The following is a 21,214-nucleotide window of genomic DNA, read 5'->3' as shown; positions in this document are numbered from 1 at the left end:
CAGTTGCGCCCCTTCGCATTTGCAGGAACGCATTATGAATACCCTTCCGCACTGGTGGCAAAACGGCGTCATCTATCAGATTTACCCAAAGAGTTTTCAGGACACCACCGGACGTGGTACCGGTGATTTACGCGGCGTCACGCAGCGTCTGGACTATCTGAAAACCCTCGGCGTGGATGCCATCTGGCTGACGCCATTCTATATTTCCCCGCAGATCGATAACGGCTACGACGTGGCGAACTATACCGCCATCGATCCGGCCTACGGCACGCTGGATGATTTTGACGAACTGGTGAAACAGGCCCATGCGCGCGGCATCCGTCTGGTGCTCGACATGGTGCTCAACCACACCTCCACGCAGCACGCGTGGTTCCGCGAATCTCTCAATAAAGAGAGCCCGTACCGTGAGTTCTATATCTGGCGTGACGGTACGCCGGACGCGCTGCCGAACAACTGGCGCTCCAAATTTGGCGGCAACGCCTGGCGCTGGCACGCCGAGAGCGAGCAGTATTATCTGCACCTTTTCGCCCCCGAGCAGGCGGATCTGAACTGGGAAAACCCGCAGGTCCGCAGCGAGCTGAAAAAAGTGTGCGAGTTCTGGGCCGATCGCGGCGTGGACGGCCTGCGTCTCGACGTGATCAACCTGATTTCCAAGGACCAGGATTTCCCGGATGATAACCTCGGCGATGGCCGCCGTTTCTATACTGACGGCCCGCGCGCCCATGAATATTTGCAGGAGATGAGCCGGGATGTGTTCACCCCGCGCAACCTGATGACCGTGGGCGAGATGTCCTCCACCTCGCTGGAAAATTGCCAGCAATACGCCGCGCTCGACGGGCGCGAACTGTCGATGACCTTTAACTTCCATCACCTGAAAGTCGATTACCCGAACGGCGAAAAGTGGACACTCGCGAAGCCCGATTACGTGGCGCTGAAAACTTTGTTCAGCCACTGGCAGCAAGGGATGCATGGCGTTGCGTGGAACGCTCTTTTCTGGTGTAACCACGATCAGCCGCGCATCGTTTCGCGCTTTGGCGACGAGGGGGAATACCGCACCACCTCCGCCAAAATGCTGGCAATGGTGCTGCACGGCATGCAGGGCACGCCGTACATCTACCAGGGTGAAGAGATTGGCATGACCAACCCGCACTTCGCCCGCATCACCGATTATCGCGATGTGGAGAGCCACAACATGTTCGCCGAACAGCGTGCAAAGGGGCGCGATGCAGAGGAACTTCTGGCGATTCTGGCGAGTAAATCCCGCGACAACAGCCGCACGCCGATGCAGTGGGATGCCACCCCGAACGGCGGTTTTACCACCGGCGAGCCGTGGATCGATCTGTGCGATAACGTCGCAACCCTCAACGTTGACGCGGCGCTCAGCGATCCCGACTCCGTGTTTTATACCTATCAGTCGCTGATCGCTCTGCGCAAATCGCTGCCGCTGCTGACCTGGGGCGACTATCAGGATCTGCTGCCGACGCATCCTTCCCTGTGGTGTTACCGCCGCCAGTGGCAGGGGCAGACGCTGATCGTGGTCGCTAACCTGAGTCATGAATGCCAGGCGTGGCAGCCGGACGCCCTCAGCGGCGACTGGCGCGTAGTGCTCAGCAACTACGCCGAAGTCGCCAGCCAACCCGCCGCGATGACACTGCGTCCGTTTGAGGCGGTGTGGTGGCTGCAGGCGTAGTACAAAATGCCGGGCAGCGCTGCGTTTGCCCGGCAATATTTTACTGTTTTTGTTGAATATTTAATCAGATTTTTCCTGCCCGGATTTACAATCGCTGTAGTGCCCGCCGTTTGTACTCTCGTCTTTTTACTTTGTTCTGAATCAAAAAAATCGCAAACATGTTTGATGCAAATCACTACATATAGAACTTAAAATGCACGCCGACCCAACATATTGTATTTATCGTCTACTATTCCAACAAGACAACGGCGACGACGCCGGCCGGAATTGTGGATAACAAGCGTCGGGAACGAGGGAAGTGACTGAGGCATCGGGACTTGCGTCCTGTGCAGCCTTCCCCACCTCTGTGGATAACCTGTTTTTAATGGAGTGATCATGACACCGCATGTGATGAAACGAGATGGCTGTAAAGTGCCGTTTAAATCAGAGCGCATCAAAGAAGCGATTCTGCGTGCAGCTAAAGCAGCGGGAGTCGATGACGCAGATTACTGCGCCACCGTCGCAGAAATCGTCAGTAGCCAGATGAATGAGCGCAGTCAGGTGGATATCAACGAGATCCAGACTGCGGTAGAAAACCAACTGATGTCAGGCCCGTACAAGCAGCTGGCGCGCGCCTACATTGAGTACCGTCACGACCGTGACATCCAGCGTGAAAAGCGCGGTCGCCTGAATCAGGAGATCCGTGGCCTGGTCGAGCAGACCAACTCTGCGCTACTGAATGAAAACGCCAACAAAGACAGCAAAGTGATCCCGACTCAGCGCGACCTGCTGGCCGGTATTGTCGCCAAGCATTATGCCCGTCAGCATCTGCTGCCGCGCGACGTGGTGCAGGCGCATGAACGCGGTGAGATCCACTACCACGATCTCGATTACTCCCCGTTCTTCCCGATGTTCAACTGTATGCTGATCGACCTGAAAGGCATGCTGACCCACGGCTTTAAAATGGGCAACGCCGAGATTGAGCCGCCAAAATCCATCTCTACTGCCACGGCGGTAACGGCGCAAATCATCGCCCAGGTCGCCAGCCATATTTACGGCGGCACAACCATTAACCGCATCGACGAAGTGCTGGCACCGTTTGTCACCGAGAGCTTTAACAAGCATCGCAAAGTGGCGCAGGAGTGGCAGATCCCGGACGCGGACGGCTATGCCCGCTCCCGCACCGAGAAAGAGTGCTACGACGCGTTCCAGTCCCTGGAATACGAAGTGAACACCCTGCACACCGCCAACGGCCAGACGCCGTTCGTGACCTTCGGTTTTGGTCTGGGGACCAGCTGGGAGTCGCGTCTGATTCAGCAGTCGATTTTGCGCAATCGTATTTCGGGCCTCGGCAAAAACCGCAAAACCGCGGTGTTCCCAAAACTGGTCTTCGCCATTCGCGATGGCCTGAATCACAAGTTTGGTGATGCGAACTACGACATCAAACAGCTGGCGCTGGAATGCGCGAGCAAGCGCATGTATCCGGATATTCTGAACTACGACCAGGTGGTGAAAGTCACGGGTTCGTTCAAAACCCCGATGGGCTGCCGCAGCTTCCTCGGCGTGTATGAAAATGAAAACGGCGAGCAGGTGCATGAAGGCCGCAACAACATCGGCGTGATCAGCCTCAACCTGCCGCGCATCGCGCTGGAAGCGAAGGGTGACGAAGCCGCGTTCTGGACCCTGCTCGACGAACGTCTGCAGCTGGCGCGTAAAGCGCTGATGACCCGTATTGCGCGTCTGGAAGGAGTAAAAGCGCGCGTGGCGCCGATCCTCTATATGGAAGGTGCCTGTGGCGTGCGCCTGAAAGCAGACGATGACGTTTCTGAAATCTTCAAGAACGGCCGCGCGTCAATTTCGCTGGGGTATATCGGCATCCACGAAACCATCAACGCCCTGTTTGGCAATCAGCACATGTATGACAGCGAAGCCCTGCGCGCGAAAGGCATCGCTATCGTTCAGCGCCTGCGCGATGCGGTCGACCAGTGGAAAGACGAAACGGGCTACGGCTTTAGCCTCTACAGCACGCCGAGCGAAAACCTGTGCGATCGCTTCTGCCGTCTGGATACCGCCGAGTTTGGCGTGGTGAACGGCGTGACCGACAAAGGCTACTACACCAACAGTTTCCACCTCGACGTGGAGAAAAAGGTCAATCCGTACGACAAGATCGACTTTGAAGCGGCCTACCCGCCGGTGGCGAACGGTGGCTTTATCTGTTACGGCGAGTACCCGAACATTCAGCACAACCTGAAAGCGCTGGAAGACGTGTGGGATTACAGCTATCAGCACGTGCCGTATTACGGCACCAACACGCCGATCGACGAGTGCTACGAGTGCGGTTTCACCGGTGAATTCGAATGTACCAGCAAGGGCTTTACCTGTCCGAAATGCGGTAACCACGACGCCGCGCGTGTCTCCGTGACCCGCCGTGTCTGTGGTTATCTCGGCAGCCCGGACGCACGTCCGTTCAACGCCGGTAAGCAGGAAGAAGTGAAGCGCCGCGTGAAACATTTGGGGAATGGCCAGATCGGGTAATCCTCTGCCGCGCTGATGCCGGGTGAGCAAGAGCAGCCAGCGCGGGCATTGCGATAATTGAGAAGCGAAAATGAATTATCACCAGTATTACCCCGTCGACATCGTCAACGGCCCCGGCACCCGCTGCACGCTGTTTGTGTCCGGATGCGTTCACGAATGCCCTGGCTGCTACAACAAAAGCACCTGGCGTCTGAACTCGGGCCTGCCGTTTGACGACGAGATGGAAAACCGGATTATCAGGGATCTGAACGACACGCGGATCCCGCGCCAGGGGATCTCCCTCTCCGGCGGCGATCCGCTCCATCCGCAGAACGTGCCGCACATTCTGAAACTGGTGAAACGCATTCGAGAAGAGTGCGCGGGGAAGGATATCTGGGTGTGGACCGGCTATAAGCTGGATGAGCTGAACGACGCTCAGATGGAAATCGTCGACCTGATTAACGTGCTGGTGGATGGTAAGTTCGTGCAGGATTTGAAAGACCCGGCGCTGATTTGGCGCGGCAGCAGCAACCAGGTTGTACATCATTTGCGATAAACCGTGGGCGGAGACGTTTTCCGCCCATCGCCTCAAAATCGACTCAAACTCTCCATCGCCACCGTTTTGAATTCTGCAAAATCACGGCAGCCGCACAGGCGCGTCATCGCCCGCTCGCGCAGAAAGGTGACGAAAATATCGTAAATCGCCATCGCCTCTTCGTATTCGCTTTTGCTGATCGCCAGCAGGAAAATCACGTGCGCCGTTTCGTCGCCCCACTTTATTCCCTGCGGAGCCAGTACGGTGTAGACCACGGTTTTTTGCGCCAGCAGACCGAGGGAGTGGGGCAGCGCGATACCGTCGCCGAGCATGGTGCTGACGATGGCTTCACGTTCGACCACCGAGTCGAGAAACTCCGCGTCGACAAACCCTTCCTCACACAGTTGCCCGCACAGTTCCTGGAACAAGGTTTGCTGATCACTGTTTGAATCAATCACGCGGAAATGGTCGGCGTCGAAGTATTTTTCCAGCATCCACGGACGGGTGCGATCCACCAGCACCAGCTTGCCGATCTGCTCCAGCTGATAGTCGGTCGGGAACGGCGCGATCTGCACCACCGGTTTCGCTTTTTCACTGATGCGGGCGGTGGAGATCACGAAATCCTCGCTGATGCTTTCCGCCAGCTCGTACTCGCGCAGGGTGACGGTGCGCGTCACTTCCACCTGCGGGTATTTGCGCTGCAGCACCGCTTCAATCATGCGCGCCATCGCGTTCCCGGCGTCGCACACCAGCAGGACGCGCGGCTGGCGCTGATAGCCGACGTTGTAATGGCGTTCCAGCCCGACGCCGATGTGCAGCACCAGAAAACCAATCTCGTTTTCGCTGATCACGTACGGCGTGTATTTCCCCCAGCCGGAGACCGCCGCCAGGGTCATATCCCACGCCATCGGGTAGTGCTGTTTGATGTTATCCAGCAGCGGATTGGGGATCATGATTTGGTAGCGCACGCGGGTGATCATGGTTTTGATATGCGTCAGCAGATCCGCGTGCAGCTGGGCATCGTTCAGCAGGTTGTAGTTATAGTGGGTGTTAATGTAGCGCAGGATATAGTTCACCAGCGCTTCGTCGTCGTCAGCGTTAATCGCGCTCGGGGCGATCTCCTGGATCTGGCGCGCAGCGATGTGGACGCAAAGCCAGTTCTCCTCTGACGGTGAGAGCACTTTATCCGCCAGCCGGGCGATGGCCGCAGCAATATCCCGCGCGGCGTCACGCACGTTCTCTTCGACATCCTCGGCGTTAAATTCCGGCAGCGGATAGCCTTCGCTGATGCGGCGCACGGACACGGCACAATAGAGCCGCACAAACAGCTCGCCTTCATCCGTGAGACGAATGTGATGGCGCGTGAGGGTGTCATGCAGCACCATGACCAGCTGCTCAGGCACACCCGCATTCAGGGCGACTTCGGTCACCAGCGGATTGAGGCTGTCCTGCTGCGCCAGTTCCCAGAGCAAATCCGTCAGGCAGGCGCGAATCGACATCTCACTGCCGAACAGTTTCATGCCGTGGCGCGGGCGCGTTTCCAGCGTCAGGCTGTAGCGGTGGAACCACTCTCGCACCTCCACCATGTCGTTTTGCAGGGTCGCGCGGCTGACAAACCATTCATCAGCCAAATCTTCCAGCTTTAACGAAAAAGCAGAGGTGAGAAAACGCACCACCAGATAATGCACGCGCTCCTGTCCGGTGCGCGGGATCCGCAGCGCGCGCGGGCGAGAATCCTGCAACGACTGATAGCGCGCGGCATCGTCAATCTTGAGCTGATAGCCGTTGCCGCGGCTGAGAATAAACTGTGCGCCGTGGCCTGCCAGCAGCGCGTTCAGGGCGGTGATGTCCGCCCGCACGGTACGTGTGGATACCGACAGCCGCTGCGCCAGCTCGTCCTGCGGCAGCGTCTCGTTTTGCAACAGATCAAACAGTTGCGCTAAACGTTGGTTCGGAAATCGCACGTCTTTATCCTCTTACGGCTCATGGCCCGGTTGAAATGACCATCTGTGATGGGCTGCCGACCGGCGTGTAGTCCGGTTCGAAGCTTAGCTTGCCATCGGGTGCAACGCGAAAACGGGTGATGTTATCGCTGCGCTGATTCATAACGTACAGCCAGCGGCCCTGCGTATCCAGGGTCAGAGAGCGTGGGTAATCGCCACGGGTCCAGACATCCTCCTGATGCACCAGCGTGCCCTCGGCCGTTACCCTAAAGTGCGCGATGCTGTTATGCAAACGGTTCGCGACGTAAAGCTGCTGGCCATCAGCGCTCAACGCCAGCCCTGCGGCAAAACTGGTGCCTTTATACTCTTTCGGCAGGGAAGAGATCGTTTTGCCCTCTTTCAGCGTGCCGGAGGCCTGATCCAGGACATACCAGGTCAGGGTCGAGGACTCTTCGTTGATCAGCCACAGACCGTCGCCTTTCGGCGTAAAGACAAAATGGCGCGGCCCGGCGCCTTTGGACGAGGCGTTGATAAACGGCGGCTCGTTTGGGGTGAGCTTTCCGCTTTGCTTGTCAAAACGGTACTGATAGATCCGATCCAGACCGAGATCCGTCGAAAAAACATATTTCCCGCTCGGATCGGCGGCGATCATATGGGCGTGAGGGCCGTTATGATCGCTTATGGCAAAGCTGCCTTCGACAGCCGCTTCCGGTTTCGCCGCACCGGGTTCACCCTGATCCTGATGGGTGTCCGTCGCCTCTCCCAGACTGCCGTCAGCCTTCACGGGCAGCACCGCAATCGAGCCGCTGACATAGTTCGCCACCAGCAGATGACGCCCCTCTGGCGTCAGAGACACATACACAGGTCCCGCCCCGCCGGACGCCACCTGATTCAGCTCGGTCAGTTCACCGTTTGCCCCGATGCGTAACGCCTGAATCACCCCTTTCTCCGCTTCGCTCGCCAGATAGAGGGTTTTGCCATCGTGAGAAACCGTAAGCTGTGCCGCGTTGGGTAACTGGCTCACGAGGGTTTTCTCCCCGAGCGCGCCATTGTTGGGATCGACCGTAAAACGGTACAGCCCTTCGCCGTTCGGGTTGTAGGTGCCGACCCAGGCGTATTGGGGTTGTGCGACGGCGGCGGTGGCAAGCAGGGAGAGTGAAGCGACGAGCAGGTGATGGGTATGCATGGCGGCTCCTGGTGTTGTGCGGTTTGATGCCCTCACCCGACCCTCTCCGAAGGGAGAGGGTTCAGGCGCGGCGAGAACTACTTGACCAACTTCTTCGTCATTTCCAGCAGCGTGCGCACGTCCTCAGGACGGGTATCGCCGCTGGCTTTGTCGATAATCGAGCTATAAATATGCGGAATGATTTTGCTCACTCCTGCATCGAGGGCGATCTGCAGGATCTCCTCAAAGTTTTCCAGATCGATACCGCCGGTTGGCTCCAGCCAGAAATCGTGGCGGGCACAGGCTTCGGCAACGGCCTGGTATTCGTCACGGCATTTCAGGCCGCCCATCGGGAAGTATTTGATGGAGCTGCCGCCGAAATCTTTCAGCAGGGCAATCGCCGTCTCAACCGGGACGATACCGTCCGGTGCCGCGCTGCTCAGGGGGCCGGTGGAGATTTTGACCATTCCGACGGTTCCCGTTGGCGAGACCAGACCGTTAACCACCGACGCATTCTGCCCCAGCAGTGCGCGGCTGGTCGCCACACCGGTGAACACCTGGTTGATGTGCTGCGGCTGCACCTGGCGAGAGATTTCGCTGACCATCGCCGACTGGTTCGGATCGCCCGCCCCGAGTCCGACGGAGAGAGCGTTGTCGATCAGCGCTGCATACTCGCGCATATCAGCGACGGCAGTCGCCACATCAGGATAGTTTTTGGAAAGCACGCCCACCAGTACATGGCCTTCTGCGGCTTCATAGATCGCGCTGGCGTTGGCTTTGGAACCGGCCAGCACGTTCAGGCACACGCGGTCACGATAAAAATTGGGGGTCAGTTTCATGCTTGTTTCTCCTGGCTTAAGACTTCGCGGATGCGGCGATAAACAATGTTCAGCTGATCGGCGCTGACGCTGCGCACATCCGCTTCGATAATCCCTTCGTTGGCCTTGTAGCCACGGAAATAGATCGCGTATTCGCCCTGCTTGAGCTGACTGACCAGCTCGCCGGTGCCCACGCCGGTGGTGGCTTCATCGAATTTAATTTCGGTACGAGCGATATCGCGGCCAGCACTGTCCCATACCACGCGGGCCGTGACGCCATTGAGCGTATTCAGCGCATCGATAAAGGGCGTCATCTTCGCCACCATCTCTGCCCCGCTCTCTTTGGTCGCCGTCAGATAATGTTCGATGGCGCAGGTCAGGCCCAGAATCCCCTCTTTGCCCACTTTCATCGCGCGGCCAATACCCGCGGTCTGGCGTTTGACCCACTCTACGTACTGGGTTTTGCCAATCACCAGGCCGCTGGTTGGCCCTTCGATCGCTTTCGCGCCGCTGTAGATCACCAGATCCGCGCCGGAACGATAGTAGGTATGAAGATCTTCTTCGGCCGCCGCATCGACGATCAGCGGCAGATCGTGTTTTCGCGCGACCACCGCGGCCTGCTCAACGCTGAGCATGCTTTTCTGCACGCAGTGGTGCGATTTGATGTAGAGAATCGCCGCCGTGCGCGGAGTGATCGCCGCCGCCAGCTGATCGGCGGAGCACTCGTTGGCGTAACCGGCTTCCACCAGTTTACCGCCGCCGAGCGCAACCATGGTGCCGACCGGTGCGCCAAAGTTGACGTTGTGGCCTTTCGGCAGCACGATTTCGTTGTTCTCAATCGGCGTAACGTGCAGGTTTTCCAGCAGCCAGTCGCTGTCCTTGACCAGCACCGCAGCCACGGATTGGGCAATTCCTGCTGACGCGCACGAGACCACCGTCGCCCCTTCCACGTCCAGCAGCTTCGCGATGTACTCCCCGGTTTTATTCACCAGATCTTTCATTTCGAAGTACTGGTTCATGCCGTCCATCGCCGCCTGCACCACTTCCGGGCGCGGCGTCGACACGCCCAGCGCGGTCATGCGGCCTGAGGTGTTAATCACCTGTTTTAAATTGTATTTCTCATAAATCGAAGGCATTTTCCGTACTCCCTTGTTCGGCCATATAGCCCTTGCCCGCGCGGATCGCGGCAAGCGGCACCAGAATATGTTCAGCCTGCAGACTGTCGTTTTCCGCATCCACCAGCAGCGTGGGCTGGCGTTTAACGGTGAACAGCGTCAGATCGGCATCCAGACCCGGCTGAATTCGGCCTTTATGGGCCAGACGCAGGCCATCGGCGGCGTTCGCGGTGACGCACTCGATCACCTGCGGAAGCGACATGCCGATTGCGAGGAATTTCGACATCACGCTCGCCAGGCTGCCCACCGGCCCATTAATACGGTTGCGGCAGTAAATGTCCGAGCTGATGGTGTGCGGCAGAATGCCCATCGCGATGGCGCGTTTCGCCACTTCAAAGCTAAAGCTTGCGGTACCGTGGCCCACGTCCAGTCGCACGCCGCGCTTGAGCGCACGGGTGATGGAGGCGCGCAGTTCGCCCTCTGGCGTCAGAATGCGGTTCGGTTTGCCGTTATAGCAGTGGGTGATGATGTCGCCGGAACTGAGCAGTTCGGCAATCTCGTCGAGATTCGGCGGATTGTTACCGATGTGGACCATCAGCGGCAGATCGCCGTTCTCTTTCTGAATCGCTTTCGCGCGCTCCAGCGGCGTGATGCCGTTTTCGCCGACCACACTGCTGCTCATGCGCGCTTTCAGGCCGACGATGAAATCCGGGTGGCGTGCAACGGCCTGTTTCACCGCATCGGCGTCGATATTGGCCATGTTCGCCAGTTCGTTCTGGGCGATCAGCCCCACGCGGGAGATGTTCAGCAGGGCGAAAACCTCCGTTGAGGCTTTGCGGGTAATTTCGTAGAAGTCGTCCACGTCATCTGCGCCGGTACTGCCCGCGTCCACCACCGAGGTCACGCCCGTGGCGATGCCAACGCTGTCTGGCTCATCGTGGTAGATCGGGGAATTTGGATAGCAGTGAACGTGGGAGTCAATCCAGCCAGCGCTGACGAAGACTTCGCCATTCAGCTCGACGGTTTTGTGTGCGGGAGTGGAAATCTCGCCCAGCGCTGCGATTTTACCGTCCTGGATAGCGATATCGGTCAGGGTATCGTCGGTCAGGCGCGCACGGCGCAGGAGTAAATCAAACATGCGTATCTCCTGAAAGGACGGGCGCGTGAGCGCCCGTGGGAGTTAAAGGGCCACCGGGAACAGCGAACCTAAAATCATGGCGCCGAGGATCGCGCCGCCGGTAATCGGCTTCTGCCAGAGGTAAAACAGCAGCGCGCCGACCAGCGAACCGATACCAATCGGAATAGAGGCGGTCATGGCGCTGAGAATAATCAACGGCCCGAGGAAGCGGCCAGAGGCGTTACCCGCGCCCATCATCACGTCAGCCCCGTAGGTGGAGTTGCTCTGATTGATGGTGAATTTACGCGCCAGAATGATCACGTAACCAATCGCCAGACCAATCACCAGGCCGGTCGCCAGCGAGGCGATAAAGTTGGTCACCGGGAACATGATCCCCGCGCCCAGCAGCAGCGCCGGAACGCCGAGGCCCACGCCGGTCTGAATTGCACCGCCGATATCCAGGATCCCCACCAGGGAGCCTTCGATGATACGGGCGAACAGGAAGCTTGCGCCGAACGCGGCGACCGCACCGTAAACACCGGTGTCGATACCCGCTTTCAGCATCGCCACGAAAGCCACTTCGTTAAACGCGCCGATGCCGTACAGGTAGTACATGTGCGTCCCGGCGAAGACGCCGGAAGAGAGCAGGCCAACGAAGATCGGGAACGACCAGTCGGCATACCAAAAACCTTTATTCTGTTCCATGTCGAGGCTCCTGTTATTTGCCGCTGAGCGAGCTGTGGATTAGTTCGAGCCAGTTCGGCACGGTCAGATGGAAGGATTCGATCATCTTCATGTCGAAGCCGCGGAAGAAGCCGCTCAGAACGAACAGCAGCACGATGGCGACCATCATCACTTTGGTGACGTGGTTCCAGCCGCTCTCTTCAACGCCCTTACCGATCAGAATGCCCAGCACCAGACCCGGTACGGCGTTCCCCATAATCAGCTGCGCTGCGCCGCCAAACACGGTCGCCCAGAAGCCCGATTTTTTGCCCGCATCGATAGCCGCCAGCCAGAAAATCACAGGCATCACGGTGTTCACCAGCAGGTTCGCTGCCGGAACCAGCACCTTCACGGCGGTGACCTGCAGGGCAGCCGGAACGGACGAGGCGGTGAGGTTAAGGAAGGTGACCACGAACATGCCGATGATGCCGCAGGCAATCGCCATTTTGCGTGGGTCGTGCAGTGTTTCGCCCACGTTGCGGTTTTTCAGCATCAGCGCCGCCGCACCCCAGTTCGGGATGATGCGATGGTCAACGTCTTGAGTGAATGCCCCCGCAGCCACTGACGATGCCCAGGCGTTAAAGAAGAACCCCAGACCAAAGGAGAAGTGAGACGCAGGGTCCCCTTCACAGGAGTTCAGTTCCCCCAACGTACGAAACGCGCCCATACCCTGTGTGGTAGGCGCATGAAACATGCGTGCAGCCCCGGCGCCCACGCCGACGCCAACCAGGCCGCCGATGATGAGCGATTTTATTAAAATTATCAGGAACATTAGTCTGCCCTATTAGTAAGAATCAGCGTTGCGTGACAAAGTCCACCTTGTCGAGATTGATGGCGGTCACGTTGACGGTCACATCCAGCTCCACGCTGTAGGTGCGTCTTTCCCGGCGCAAAAAGAAGTACAGAAAAGCTTCCTTACGCACCGCTTCTTGCGCCTGAACAACCTGCACATCCTGTGGCTCAATACGCAGTAAGATATGCGGCGATGCTTTCATCACCGCGGCCTGAACGTGGTTTAGTGCGTCGGCAAAGGCGCGGGATTTCATCTCGCCTTTGCCTTTCACTCTCACCGTGGTGGTGAATTGCTCTTTCATGTTCAGGCGCCGTGCTTCTTCTGCCACGCCTGAACCAGACGCTCGCCCAGCTCTTCTTTATCCATAAAGCCGAAGCCCAGCACGTTGCAGCCTTCGTTAATGGCAGTGACGCCCTCTTCCACTGAACGCATGCCGTATTTCGCTTTGTAGCCATATTTGGTCTGTGCGGTGATTGCACCCGCGCCGCCGCTGCCGCAGAAAGAGATGCCGAAAGTGGCGTTTTCCGCTTTCATAACGTCGCCCAGTTTCATGTCTGCCGCCACGCCTGGCACGACAACCGCACGTCCGCCTGCTTTTTCAACGCCGATAGCCACTTTCTGGCCTTTGCCCAGACGATCGCCAATCACAACAGTAATTTGTTCCATGGTAGTGCTCCTTAAAGGTTGTCTTTCGCGACTTCGAAGTGAACGGAGAGCAGCCAGGCTTCTTCATCAGGAAGGTTGCCAAACTGCGCGACCACTTCGCGGGCAAGCCGCATTGAATCTGCAGAAATTTCGTCAAACAGGTCAGCTTCTACGTCCGGCAGCGGTTCGCCGGTCACGGACCGGTGCGCCATTGCGCGAACGTGGGACGTCAGCATCTGAACCTGGACGTCATTGGGAATGATGTTGTGATGGCGAAGCAGAGTGAATACCTGCTCCAGCATGGTGTCGGCGAGCTGTGCCGTCTGCGCTGCCTGTTCCCCAACGTCGTTCATTACCGCTCCGTTAATCACTCGTCTTACCCCGTTAATGGCTCTGGAATAAAACTAACGCTGGCGGTTATTTGTTTGTAGCGAGTTGTTTTCCACTTCGAAGTGGAAAGGAGAGCGGCACCAGTGATCTGTGCCACATAATTGCGGCGAATATGAATTATCAGCTGGATTTGCGTGATGAATGTCACGCTATTCGGTGGTCAAACGGCAGGAAAGAGAACGAAAAAGTTTACGAGCAGGCTCGTAGAAATGTGAACTGGATAAGGTTTTCTTATGGGGATTCGGTAAAGTGCGCGTGGGTGCTTGAGACTGACCGTCTCATGCATGGGACGGAAAGTGGAAAGCCCCTATCTGAATTTAAATCAGGGTCGGGGCTGGAACAACACGTCTTACCACGTGAAGTAATGCCTTACCCGCTGCCAAGGAGGCATCCATGAAGCAGCAGAAACCGATTATCAGGGCTCTGATGATTGTTGCTTTGACAATAATCATCTTATCTCTGATAAACCGCAAAACGCTTTGCGAAATCCGCTTTCGTCAGGGTTCGCTAGAGTTAGTTGCGCGGATGGACTGCCGCTCCTGGAAGTAAGGAGCTAAATGCGGAGGCAGGGATTATGCCTCCGCTTCACGAGGATGGGCGTACCGCTCAGGCACCCAATTAACGATACTTTTTGTGGTACTCATTGCGGGTGGTGACAAAGCCGTCAGCCGCGGCCTGTGCCTCTTTGACTTTACCTTCATTGGCCAGCTTCAGCGCACTGTCGATCTGGCCGACCAGCACGTCAAAACCGTGGCGGAAATCTTTCATCTCGGCGCTGTCGGGAGCTGCGTTTTCCAGCTTCGGCGGCGTCGCTTTTTGCGCATCGAGCGCGGCGGCGCGCATTTTGGTTAATGCGTCTTTCATTTCCGTCGCATTATCCGTTTTTTGCACCACTTTCAGATTGGTGCTGAGGGTATCCATATTGTCTTCAAGATCGGCGGAGAAGGCAGCCGAACTCATGACCAGCGTTGAAGCGACGACGACGGCTAACAGGCTCTTATACATTGCTCACATCCTTTTTTATTATGAAAAAAGTCATACCTGCCGCATTCAAGGTGCAGGCACGCGCGCACTCAACGCACCTGCTGCCCGAAACAGGACGGGTATTACTGACCGGCGATTTTCATCTCCGGCAACAGCACTGAACCACACTGTATATTGCTGCGCGTTTCAATATCGTTACCGACCGTAACAATATTGCGCCACATATCTTTTAAGTTGCCGGCGATGGTAATTTCACTCACCGGATACTGAATTTCACCGTTTTCAACCCAGAACCCCGCCGCACCGCGCGAGTAGTCCCCGGTAATACCGCTCACACCCTGGCCCATCAGCTCGGTGACCACCAGACCGGTGCCCATCTGCTTCAGCATCTGTTCAAAACTCAGACCCTGGCCTTCGATGCGCCAGTTGTGGATACCGCCCGCGTGACCGGTGCTTTTCAGCCCCAGCTTGCGCGCAGAGTAGTTGGTCAGCAGCCACTGCGTCAGCACGCCGTCTTTGATGATATCGCGACGCTCCGTGCGCACGCCTTCGCTGTCGAACGGCGTGGACGCCAGCCCTTTCAGCAGGTGCGGATGCTCTTCGATGGTGAGCCATTCTGGCAGGATTTGCGTGCCGAGCGCGTCGAGCAGGAAGGTGGATTTGCGATACACCGCGCCACCTGCAATCGCACCAACCAGATGACCAAAGAGGCCGGTTGCCACTTCATTGGCAAAAATCACGGGCGCTTTCATGGTGGAGAGTTTGCGCGGCGACAAACGGGAAAGGGTGCGTTTTGCGCACTCTTCGCCGACCCACTCCGGCGACTGCAAATCGCCCATCGCGCGGCCAATGGTGTAGGCGTAATCACGCTCCATGTCACCGTTTTCTTCTGCAATCACGCAGCTGGAGAGCGAATGGCGCGTCGAGCAGTAGCCCTGCAGCATGCCGTGGCTGTTGCCGAAAACTTTGATGCCGTAGTGGCTGTTGAAGCTGCCGCCTTCGGTATTCGTGATGCGTTTATCTGCTTTCAGAGAGGCTTGCTCGGCGCGGGCAGCGAACTCGATGGCTTCGTCCGGCGTCACTTCAGCCGGATGGAACAGGTCGAGATCCGGCGCGTCAAACGCCAGCAGCTCTTTATCCGCCACGCCTGCGTAAGGGTCCGGCGAGGTATAGCGCGCAATATCCAGCGCCGCCTGCACGGTGCGGGCGATCGCATCCGGGCTTAAATCCGTCGAAGAGGCGCTGCCTTTGCGATTCTGGTGATAAACCGTAATCCCCAGCGCGCCGTCACTGTTAAATTCAACGTTTTCCACTTCGCCAAAGCGGGTGCTGACGCTAATGCCCGTGGTCTTGCTGACCGCCACTTCGGCGCCATCGGATTGGCCTGATGCCAGCATCAGTGCGGTGGATACCGCTTCTTCAAGAATCTTACGCTGCGCTTCAACTTGTGAGGTTACTTTCATCGCAAATGCCATACTGTAAGAGGGAGTTATCTGAAGTCTAACAGAGAACCGTTTTTCAGTGCGCGTCTTAACTGGTAACATTAGCCTCTTTTTTAAGGAGCCTGACATGACTAAGCAGCCCGAAGACTGGCTCGACGACGTTCCCGGTGATGACATCGAAGACGAAGATGATGAAATCATCTGGGTCAGTAAAAGTGAAATTAAACGCGACGCCGAAGAGTTAAAGCAACTTGGTGCGGAAATGGTAGAGCTGGGTAAAAACGCGCTGGATAAACTCCCGCTCGACCCGGATCTGCGCGGAGCCATTGAACTGGCCCAACGAATCAAAAAAGAAGGCCGTCGCCGTCAGCTGCAGCTGATCGGTAAAATGCTGCGCCAGCGCGATGTAGAACCGATTCGCCAGGCGCTGGACAAGCTGAAGAACCGCCACAACCAGCAGGTTGCGCTGTTCCATAAGCTGGAACAGATCCGCGACCGCCTGGTCGACAATGGCGACGACGCGGTCGCAGAAGTGTTGAACCTGTGGCCGGACGCCGACCGTCAGCAGTTACGTTCGCTTATCCGTAACGCGAAGAAAGAGAAAGAAGGGAATAAGCCGCCGAAATCTGCGCGCCTGATTTTCCAGTATCTGCGCGAGCTGGCTGAGAACGAAGGTTAAATTTTTGCCGGATAACGCTGCACTTATCCGGCCTACGTCTCCGTAGGCCGGACAGCGGTTACTCTACTGCTCTACCGCTTCTGCTTTCTTCGCCAGACCATCCAGCAGTTTCTGATGTATCCCACCAAAACCGCCGTTACTCATCACCAGAATGTGATCGCCCGGCTGTGCCGTTTTCACGATCATATCGGCCAGCGTGTCTACGTCCGCATGCCAGTGTGCAGGCTGCACACAGGCTTCAGCAACTTCCGCGACCTGCCACGGAATATGCTGCGGTTGCAGCAGGAAGACTTCATCCGCACGGCCTAACGACGGCGCGAGATCGTCTTTGCAGATCCCCATTTTCATGGTGTTCGAGCGAGGTTCCAGCACCGCCAGAATACGCGCCGTACCGCCCACTTTGCCGCGCAGGGCAGCCAGCGTAGCGAGGATCGCCGTGGGGTGATGGGCGAAATCGTCATACACGGTCACGCCGTTGGCTTCGCCGCGCAGTTCGAGACGACGACGGGCATTGATGAACGAATTGAGCGCATTCGCGGCGTCGGCAGGCAGCACGCCTACGTGACGGGCGGCGGCAATCGCCATCAAACCGTTATGCATGTTGTGTTCGCCGACCAGCTCCCACTTCACTTCACCCACTTTCTCACCGTCCAGCAGCACTTCCCATTCGGAGGCGTCGGTGGTCAGCTTTTTCGCCTGCCAGTGGCCCTGCTCGCCCACCAGCTCCTGCTCGCTCCAGCAGCCCATCGCCATCGTCTGTTTCAGATTGATGTCGTTTTCCGGGTAGATGATGCGGCCCTGCCCCGGCACGATACGCACCAGGTGGTGGAACTGTTTCTGAATGGCTTTCAGATCGTCAAAGATATCCGCGTGATCGAACTCAAGGTTGTTGAGGATCAGCGTGCGCGGGCAGTAATGCACGAATTTGGAACGCTTATCAAAGAACGCGCAGTCGTATTCGTCCGCTTCAATCACAAAAAACGGGCTGTCGCCCAGACGCGCGGAGACGTCGAAATTCCCCGGTACGCCGCCGATCACAAAGCCCGGCTTGTAGCCGCAAGCCTCTAAGATCCAGGTCGCCATACCGGCGGTGGTGGTTTTGCCGTGCGTACCGGCAACGGCCAGCACCCAGCGATCGCGCAGCACGAAATCATGCAGCCACTCAGGGCCGGACATGAATGGAATGTTGCGTTCCAGCACCGCTTCCACACACGGATTACCACGGGTCATGGCGTTGCCGATAATCACCAGGTCTGGCTCAGAATCGAGCTGACTGGCGTCATATCCTGAAATCAGGTCGATACCCTGCTTCTCAAGCAACGTGCTCATCGGCGGATACACATTGGCGTCCGAACCTGTCACCTCATGGCCTAAAGAGCGCGCCAGCATCGCCAGTCCGCCCATGAATGTGCCACAAATCCCCAATATATGAATGCGCATACGTCACTATCCCTCTTCTGTGTGGCGCACATTTTACTCACATGTCAGCGCCAGAGAAACGCATTTCAGGTAAATCCGTATTTTGCTGGCGCGATTCACCTCTGCGCTAATATTTGAATGTTTGTTAAGATTGTTGGACTTCAGGCTTTATACGCAACATACGATCGCTTTACTCACATACGATGCAGGGAAAGTGTTATGAAAACGTTAGGTGAATTTATTGTCGAAAAGCAGCACGAGTTCTCTCATGCTACCGGTGAGCTCACTGCTTTGCTGTCGGCAATAAAGCTCGGCGCGAAGATCATCCACCGCGATATCAACAAGGCCGGTCTGGTCGATATCCTGGGTGCCAGCGGTGCCGAAAACGTGCAGGGCGAGGTTCAGCAGAAGCTCGATCTGTTCGCGAATGAAAAACTGAAAGCGGCACTGCGCGCACGCGACATCGTCGCAGGGATCGCCTCCGAAGAAGAAGATGAAATCGTTGTTTTCGAAGGCTGCGAGCATGCTAAATATGTCGTTCTGATGGACCCGCTGGATGGCTCCTCAAACATCGACGTTAACGTTTCTGTCGGCACGATTTTCTCTATCTATCGCCGCGTGACCCCGGTCGGTACGCCGGTCACCGAAGAAGATTTCCTCCAGCCGGGCAGCAAGCAGGTCGCGGCCGGGTATGTGGTTTACGGCTCTTCCACCATGCTGGTTTACACCACCGGCTGCGGCGTTCACGCCTTTACATACGATCCGTCACTAGGCGTGTTCTGCCTGTGCCAGGAGCGTATGCGTTACCCTGCGAGTGGCAGCACCTACTCCATCAACGAAGGTAACTACATCAAATTCCCGAACGGCGTGAAGAAATACATCAAGTTCTGCCAGGAAGAAGATAAGTTAACCCAGCGCCCATACACCTCGCGCTACATCGGCTCTCTGGTGGCGGATTTCCACCGCAACCTGCTGAAAGGCGGCATCTATCTCTACCCAAGCACCGCCAGCCACCCGGAAGGGAAACTGCGCCTGCTGTACGAATGCAACCCAATGGCGTTCCTGGCCGAACAGGCCGGCGGCAAGGCGAGCGACGGTAAAGAGCGCATTCTGGATATCATCCCGGAAAGCCTGCATCAGCGCCGCTCGTTCTTTGTTGGCAACGATCATATGGTCGAAGACGTTGAGCGTCTGATCCGCGAATACCCGGACGCATAACGTTTTTAACATGGGGAGCGTTGCTCCCCCTTTTTCCATTTATATATTTTACCGTATAAATGAATATAAAAATGGCGCTTTAATCTTCCCGCCCTCTCGCGCATTATTCTGAACAGTTAACTATTTATTCAGAGGAGCGCCCGTCGCGATGCAAAATTATTCTCGTGCAAACACCGGTATTGATTTAAACCTCATTCCCGTTTTTATTGAGATTGTCCGATGCGGCAGCATGGCGAAAGCCTCTGTGCGCCTTGAGATGTCCCGCCCCGCCGTCAGCCTGGCGTTGAAGCGTTTTAATCAGCTTTTTGACGAGCCATTATTTATTCGTAAAGGCTTATATCTTGAGCCAACGCCAAAAGCGTTAGAATTGACAAATTCGCTGGAAAATTTAATGGCTGATATTCATGAAAATATTGGCGCGGTGAATACTGCGGAAGCATAAACCCTGACGCGTTATACGCCAGGGTTTATTATTATCAGGCCGTTTGCGCCGACAGTTTAAACGATGACATCGCTTCAATCAGTTCGCGCGACTGCTCTTCAAGGGAACGCGTCGCGGCGGAAGATTGTTGTACCAGCGCGGCATTTTGCTGCGCTGTCTCATCCATTTGATTGACTGCAATATTCACCTGCTCAATACCTCGACTCTGCTCAAGCGACGCGTTGGCGATCTCTCGCATCAGTTTGGTCATGCGCAGCACTTCCGTTGCAATCTCATCCATCGTCTCACCGGCCTGTTGCGCCAGCTCGCTCCCTTCGCTGACGTGAGTCTGCGAATCGCTGATGAGGGTGCGGATCTCTTTCGCCGCATCGGCGCTTCGGCTGGCAAGATTACGCACTTCCCCGGCCACCACCGCAAACCCACGCCCCTGCTCGCCCGCACGCGCCGCTTCCACCGAGGCGTTGAGCGCCAGAATGTTGGTCTGGAAGGCGATGCCGTCAATCACACTCAGAATGTCGGCGATGCGCGCAGAGCTGCCTGAGATATCACGCATTTTTTCAATCACATAGCACACCATTTCGCTGCCGTGATCGGCGGTATCCGAGACGCGTTTCGCCAGCTGATGCGCCTGCTCGGCGTTATCGGCGTTTTGCTTCACGGTAGCGGTGATCTCTTCCATGCTGGCCGCCGTTTGCTCAAGGGAGGTTGCCGTGGATTCCGTGCGCTGGGCCAGATCCAGGTTACCCGCCGTCAGTTCCCGACTGCCCGTATCAATCTGCGAGCTGGCATCACGCACGCGCATGACGGAGCCCATCAGCGACTGGCGCATCTCTTCGATAGCCGCATTCAGGCGGTTAAACTCCTGGCTGGTCGGCGCGTTCAGGCTGTGAGTCAGATCGCCCGCCGCCACATGTTCAAGCTGGGCGATAGAAGCCAGAAGCGGCTTGAGCAGCATATGGCGCAGGGACAACCACGCCAGCACGATGATCCCGGCAGTCAGCAGAGCGGCGATCACGATCAGCAGCATCACCCGGTTTTTGCTCGACTGCACCGCTTTCACTTCCGATTTCCCGCGCTTTTCGCTCCACGACTGGAACGCCTGCATATCGTTATCAAACTGGCGCGCGACCGGAATCAGCTTGTTCTCCAGCAGATCGTAATAGGCATCGGCGCTTTGCTGGTTAAGGGCAGCCACCATCGGGGTGATCCCTTCGGCGTTATAGGTGGCAAAACTCGCCGCCACCTTATCCAGCAGTTGCTGCCCTTTCGGATTATCAATGCCGCCGTCGATCACCCCTTTCAGCGTTTTTTGCGCCTGGGCAACTTCGCGATTGATGTTCTGCACGGATTTGGCGGCATCATCCAGCATGCCGATCTCCATCAGCCGAACGGCCTGACCCGCCTCATTGCGCGCACGCAAAATCAGCGTGTAACCCGCGTTGAGCTGCACCATCTGTTCACCCTGAAGGTGATTGATGCGCTGTAAAGAAGAGGAACTCTGTGTGAGGGCATAAATGCCAATGCCGCTGACAATCAGCAGCAGAAGGGTCATAACGGCCAGTAACGAAAGCAAGCCGGTACGAATCGATAGCGTTTTCAGCAT

21 protein-coding genes are annotated in these 21,214 nt (G+C 56.9%); 7 read left to right on the top strand and 14 right to left on the bottom strand.

The features are described 5' to 3' along the window. Positions 1 to 34: 34 nt before the first annotated feature. The 3 genes from treC (at position 35) to nrdG (ending at position 4,739) form a co-directional block, all read left to right on the top strand. Positions 35 to 1,690, top strand: coding sequence for an alpha,alpha-phosphotrehalase (gene treC / locus ACB496_RS02505; protein WP_371974260.1), 1,656 nt, complete (start codon positions 35 to 37; stop codon positions 1,688 to 1,690). A 375-nt stretch (positions 1,691 to 2,065) separates the two neighbouring features. Then, the gene (gene nrdD, locus ACB496_RS02500) at positions 2,066 to 4,204 is read left to right on the top strand and encodes an anaerobic ribonucleoside-triphosphate reductase (protein WP_100777827.1); all 2,139 of its coding nucleotides are present in this window, start codon (positions 2,066 to 2,068) and stop codon (positions 4,202 to 4,204) included. Positions 4,205 to 4,274: 70 nt separating this feature from the next. Then, positions 4,275 to 4,739: an anaerobic ribonucleoside-triphosphate reductase-activating protein gene (nrdG, locus tag ACB496_RS02495; RefSeq protein WP_123429588.1), complete on the top strand. Its 465-nt coding sequence runs from the start codon at positions 4,275 to 4,277 to the stop codon at positions 4,737 to 4,739. A 32-nt stretch (positions 4,740 to 4,771) separates the two neighbouring features. Here the strand turns inward: nrdG and ACB496_RS02490 are convergent, their stop codons facing one another. The 10 genes from ACB496_RS02490 to ACB496_RS02445 all read right to left on the bottom strand — a co-directional run bounded on the left by ACB496_RS02490 (position 4,772) and on the right by ACB496_RS02445 (position 13,408). After that, complete coding sequence (locus tag ACB496_RS02490) at positions 4,772 to 6,682, bottom strand: transcription antiterminator (protein ID WP_371974259.1); 1,911 nt, start codon at positions 6,680 to 6,682, stop codon at positions 4,772 to 4,774. Positions 6,683 to 6,701: 19 nt separating this feature from the next. Next, positions 6,702 to 7,847: a lactonase family protein gene (locus ACB496_RS02485; RefSeq protein WP_371974258.1), complete on the bottom strand. Its 1,146-nt coding sequence runs from the start codon at positions 7,845 to 7,847 to the stop codon at positions 6,702 to 6,704. Positions 7,848 to 7,924: 77 nt separating this feature from the next. Beyond that, the gene (gene dagF, locus ACB496_RS02480; RefSeq protein WP_371974257.1) at positions 7,925 to 8,665 is read right to left on the bottom strand and encodes a 2-dehydro-3-deoxy-phosphogluconate aldolase; all 741 of its coding nucleotides are present in this window, start codon (positions 8,663 to 8,665) and stop codon (positions 7,925 to 7,927) included. After that, a complete protein-coding gene (locus ACB496_RS02475; RefSeq protein WP_100777832.1) occupies positions 8,662 to 9,780 on the bottom strand; it encodes a DgaE family pyridoxal phosphate-dependent ammonia lyase in 1,119 nt (372 codons plus the stop codon). Before ACB496_RS02475 ends, dagF begins: the two co-directional genes overlap by 4 nt. After that, positions 9,764 to 10,897 (bottom strand): amidohydrolase/deacetylase family metallohydrolase, encoded by a 1,134-nt coding sequence (locus ACB496_RS02470; RefSeq protein ID WP_371974256.1) that lies wholly within the window; start codon positions 10,895 to 10,897, stop codon positions 9,764 to 9,766. Before ACB496_RS02470 ends, ACB496_RS02475 begins: the two co-directional genes overlap by 17 nt. A gap of 42 nt (positions 10,898 to 10,939) precedes the next feature. Next, a complete protein-coding gene (locus tag ACB496_RS02465) occupies positions 10,940 to 11,581 on the bottom strand; it encodes a DUF4310 family protein (protein ID WP_095280544.1) in 642 nt (213 codons plus the stop codon). 13 nt (positions 11,582 to 11,594) lie between these two features. Continuing rightward, positions 11,595 to 12,371: a DUF4311 domain-containing protein gene (locus ACB496_RS02460; protein ID WP_103947894.1), complete on the bottom strand. Its 777-nt coding sequence runs from the start codon at positions 12,369 to 12,371 to the stop codon at positions 11,595 to 11,597. A gap of 22 nt (positions 12,372 to 12,393) precedes the next feature. Next, positions 12,394 to 12,693 carry a DUF4312 family protein gene (locus ACB496_RS02455; protein ID WP_100777834.1) on the bottom strand — a complete coding sequence of 100 codons (300 nt, stop codon included), beginning with the start codon at positions 12,691 to 12,693 and terminating at the stop codon, positions 12,394 to 12,396. Between the two features lie 2 nt (positions 12,694 to 12,695). After that, on the bottom strand, positions 12,696 to 13,058 hold the full coding sequence (locus tag ACB496_RS02450) for an SFCGS family glycine-rich protein (RefSeq protein ID WP_100777835.1): 363 nt from the start codon (positions 13,056 to 13,058) through the stop codon (positions 12,696 to 12,698). Positions 13,059 to 13,069: 11 nt separating this feature from the next. Further along, on the bottom strand, positions 13,070 to 13,408 hold the full coding sequence (locus ACB496_RS02445) for a glycine dehydrogenase (protein ID WP_100777836.1): 339 nt from the start codon (positions 13,406 to 13,408) through the stop codon (positions 13,070 to 13,072). 412 nt (positions 13,409 to 13,820) lie between these two features. Between ACB496_RS02445 and ACB496_RS02440 the strand changes: the two genes are divergently transcribed. Continuing rightward, positions 13,821 to 13,976: a Hok/Gef family protein gene (locus tag ACB496_RS02440; RefSeq protein WP_100777837.1), complete on the top strand. Its 156-nt coding sequence runs from the start codon at positions 13,821 to 13,823 to the stop codon at positions 13,974 to 13,976. Positions 13,977 to 14,045: 69 nt separating this feature from the next. Here ACB496_RS02440 and cybC read toward each other — a convergent pair whose 3' ends face one another. Beyond that, entirely contained in the window at positions 14,046 to 14,432 is a 387-nt protein-coding gene (gene cybC / locus ACB496_RS02435) for a cytochrome b562 (protein ID WP_371974255.1), read from the bottom strand. 101 nt (positions 14,433 to 14,533) lie between these two features. Further along, complete coding sequence (gene pmbA / locus ACB496_RS02430) at positions 14,534 to 15,886, bottom strand: metalloprotease PmbA (protein WP_100777839.1); 1,353 nt, start codon at positions 15,884 to 15,886, stop codon at positions 14,534 to 14,536. Between the two features lie 94 nt (positions 15,887 to 15,980). Here pmbA and yjgA point away from each other — a divergent pair, with 94 nt between their 5' ends. Next, positions 15,981 to 16,532, top strand: a complete 552-nt coding sequence (gene yjgA, locus ACB496_RS02425) for a ribosome biogenesis factor YjgA (RefSeq protein WP_095280536.1) — start codon at positions 15,981 to 15,983, stop codon at positions 16,530 to 16,532. Between the two features lie 63 nt (positions 16,533 to 16,595). Here yjgA and mpl read toward each other — a convergent pair whose 3' ends face one another. Beyond that, a complete protein-coding gene (gene mpl / locus ACB496_RS02420) occupies positions 16,596 to 17,972 on the bottom strand; it encodes a UDP-N-acetylmuramate:L-alanyl-gamma-D-glutamyl-meso-diaminopimelate ligase (protein ID WP_102104471.1) in 1,377 nt (458 codons plus the stop codon). Positions 17,973 to 18,170: 198 nt separating this feature from the next. Between mpl and fbp the strand changes: the two genes are divergently transcribed. Then, complete coding sequence (fbp, locus tag ACB496_RS02415; RefSeq protein WP_100777841.1) at positions 18,171 to 19,169, top strand: class 1 fructose-bisphosphatase; 999 nt, start codon at positions 18,171 to 18,173, stop codon at positions 19,167 to 19,169. A gap of 148 nt (positions 19,170 to 19,317) precedes the next feature. Then, positions 19,318 to 19,611 (top strand): LysR family transcriptional regulator, encoded by a 294-nt coding sequence (locus tag ACB496_RS02410; protein WP_100777842.1) that lies wholly within the window; start codon positions 19,318 to 19,320, stop codon positions 19,609 to 19,611. Between the two features lie 34 nt (positions 19,612 to 19,645). On the opposite strand, the gene ACB496_RS02405 is transcribed toward ACB496_RS02410, so the two are convergent. Continuing rightward, positions 19,646 to 21,214 carry a methyl-accepting chemotaxis protein gene (locus tag ACB496_RS02405; RefSeq protein WP_102104470.1) on the bottom strand — a complete coding sequence of 523 codons (1,569 nt, stop codon included), beginning with the start codon at positions 21,212 to 21,214 and terminating at the stop codon, positions 19,646 to 19,648.

The organism is Lelliottia nimipressuralis, assembly GCF_041464075.1.
In the GTDB taxonomy this organism is placed as follows: Bacteria; Pseudomonadota; Gammaproteobacteria; order Enterobacterales; family Enterobacteriaceae; genus Enterobacter; species Enterobacter nimipressuralis.
This window is presented reverse-complemented; position numbering and strand designations above follow the sequence as displayed.

Excerpts from the sequence above, each read along its gene's own strand:
- treC (WP_371974260.1), top strand. The coding sequence starts at position 35 with ATGAATACCCTTCCGCACTGGTGGCAAAACGGCGTCATCTATCAGATT.
- nrdD (WP_100777827.1), top strand. The coding sequence starts at position 2,066 with ATGACACCGCATGTGATGAAACGAGATGGCTGTAAAGTGCCGTTTAAA.
- nrdG (WP_123429588.1), top strand. The coding sequence starts at position 4,275 with ATGAATTATCACCAGTATTACCCCGTCGACATCGTCAACGGCCCCGGC.
- ACB496_RS02485 (WP_371974258.1), bottom strand. The coding sequence starts at position 7,847 with ATGCATACCCATCACCTGCTCGTCGCTTCACTCTCCCTGCTTGCCACC.
- dagF (WP_371974257.1), bottom strand. The coding sequence starts at position 8,665 with ATGAAACTGACCCCCAATTTTTATCGTGACCGCGTGTGCCTGAACGTG.
- ACB496_RS02475 (WP_100777832.1), bottom strand. The coding sequence starts at position 9,780 with ATGCCTTCGATTTATGAGAAATACAATTTAAAACAGGTGATTAACACC.
- ACB496_RS02470 (WP_371974256.1), bottom strand. The coding sequence starts at position 10,897 with ATGTTTGATTTACTCCTGCGCCGTGCGCGCCTGACCGACGATACCCTG.
- ACB496_RS02465 (WP_095280544.1), bottom strand. The coding sequence starts at position 11,581 with ATGGAACAGAATAAAGGTTTTTGGTATGCCGACTGGTCGTTCCCGATC.
- ACB496_RS02460 (WP_103947894.1), bottom strand. The coding sequence starts at position 12,371 with ATGTTCCTGATAATTTTAATAAAATCGCTCATCATCGGCGGCCTGGTT.
- ACB496_RS02455 (WP_100777834.1), bottom strand. The coding sequence starts at position 12,693 with ATGAAAGAGCAATTCACCACCACGGTGAGAGTGAAAGGCAAAGGCGAG.
- ACB496_RS02450 (WP_100777835.1), bottom strand. The coding sequence starts at position 13,058 with ATGGAACAAATTACTGTTGTGATTGGCGATCGTCTGGGCAAAGGCCAG.
- ACB496_RS02440 (WP_100777837.1), top strand. The coding sequence starts at position 13,821 with ATGAAGCAGCAGAAACCGATTATCAGGGCTCTGATGATTGTTGCTTTG.
- cybC (WP_371974255.1), bottom strand. The coding sequence starts at position 14,432 with ATGTATAAGAGCCTGTTAGCCGTCGTCGTCGCTTCAACGCTGGTCATG.
- pmbA (WP_100777839.1), bottom strand. The coding sequence starts at position 15,886 with ATGGCATTTGCGATGAAAGTAACCTCACAAGTTGAAGCGCAGCGTAAG.
- yjgA (WP_095280536.1), top strand. The coding sequence starts at position 15,981 with ATGACTAAGCAGCCCGAAGACTGGCTCGACGACGTTCCCGGTGATGAC.
- mpl (WP_102104471.1), bottom strand. The coding sequence starts at position 17,972 with ATGCGCATTCATATATTGGGGATTTGTGGCACATTCATGGGCGGACTG.
- fbp (WP_100777841.1), top strand. The coding sequence starts at position 18,171 with ATGAAAACGTTAGGTGAATTTATTGTCGAAAAGCAGCACGAGTTCTCT.
- ACB496_RS02410 (WP_100777842.1), top strand. The coding sequence starts at position 19,318 with ATGCAAAATTATTCTCGTGCAAACACCGGTATTGATTTAAACCTCATT.
- ACB496_RS02405 (WP_102104470.1), bottom strand. The coding sequence starts at position 21,214 with ATGCTGAAAACGCTATCGATTCGTACCGGCTTGCTTTCGTTACTGGCC.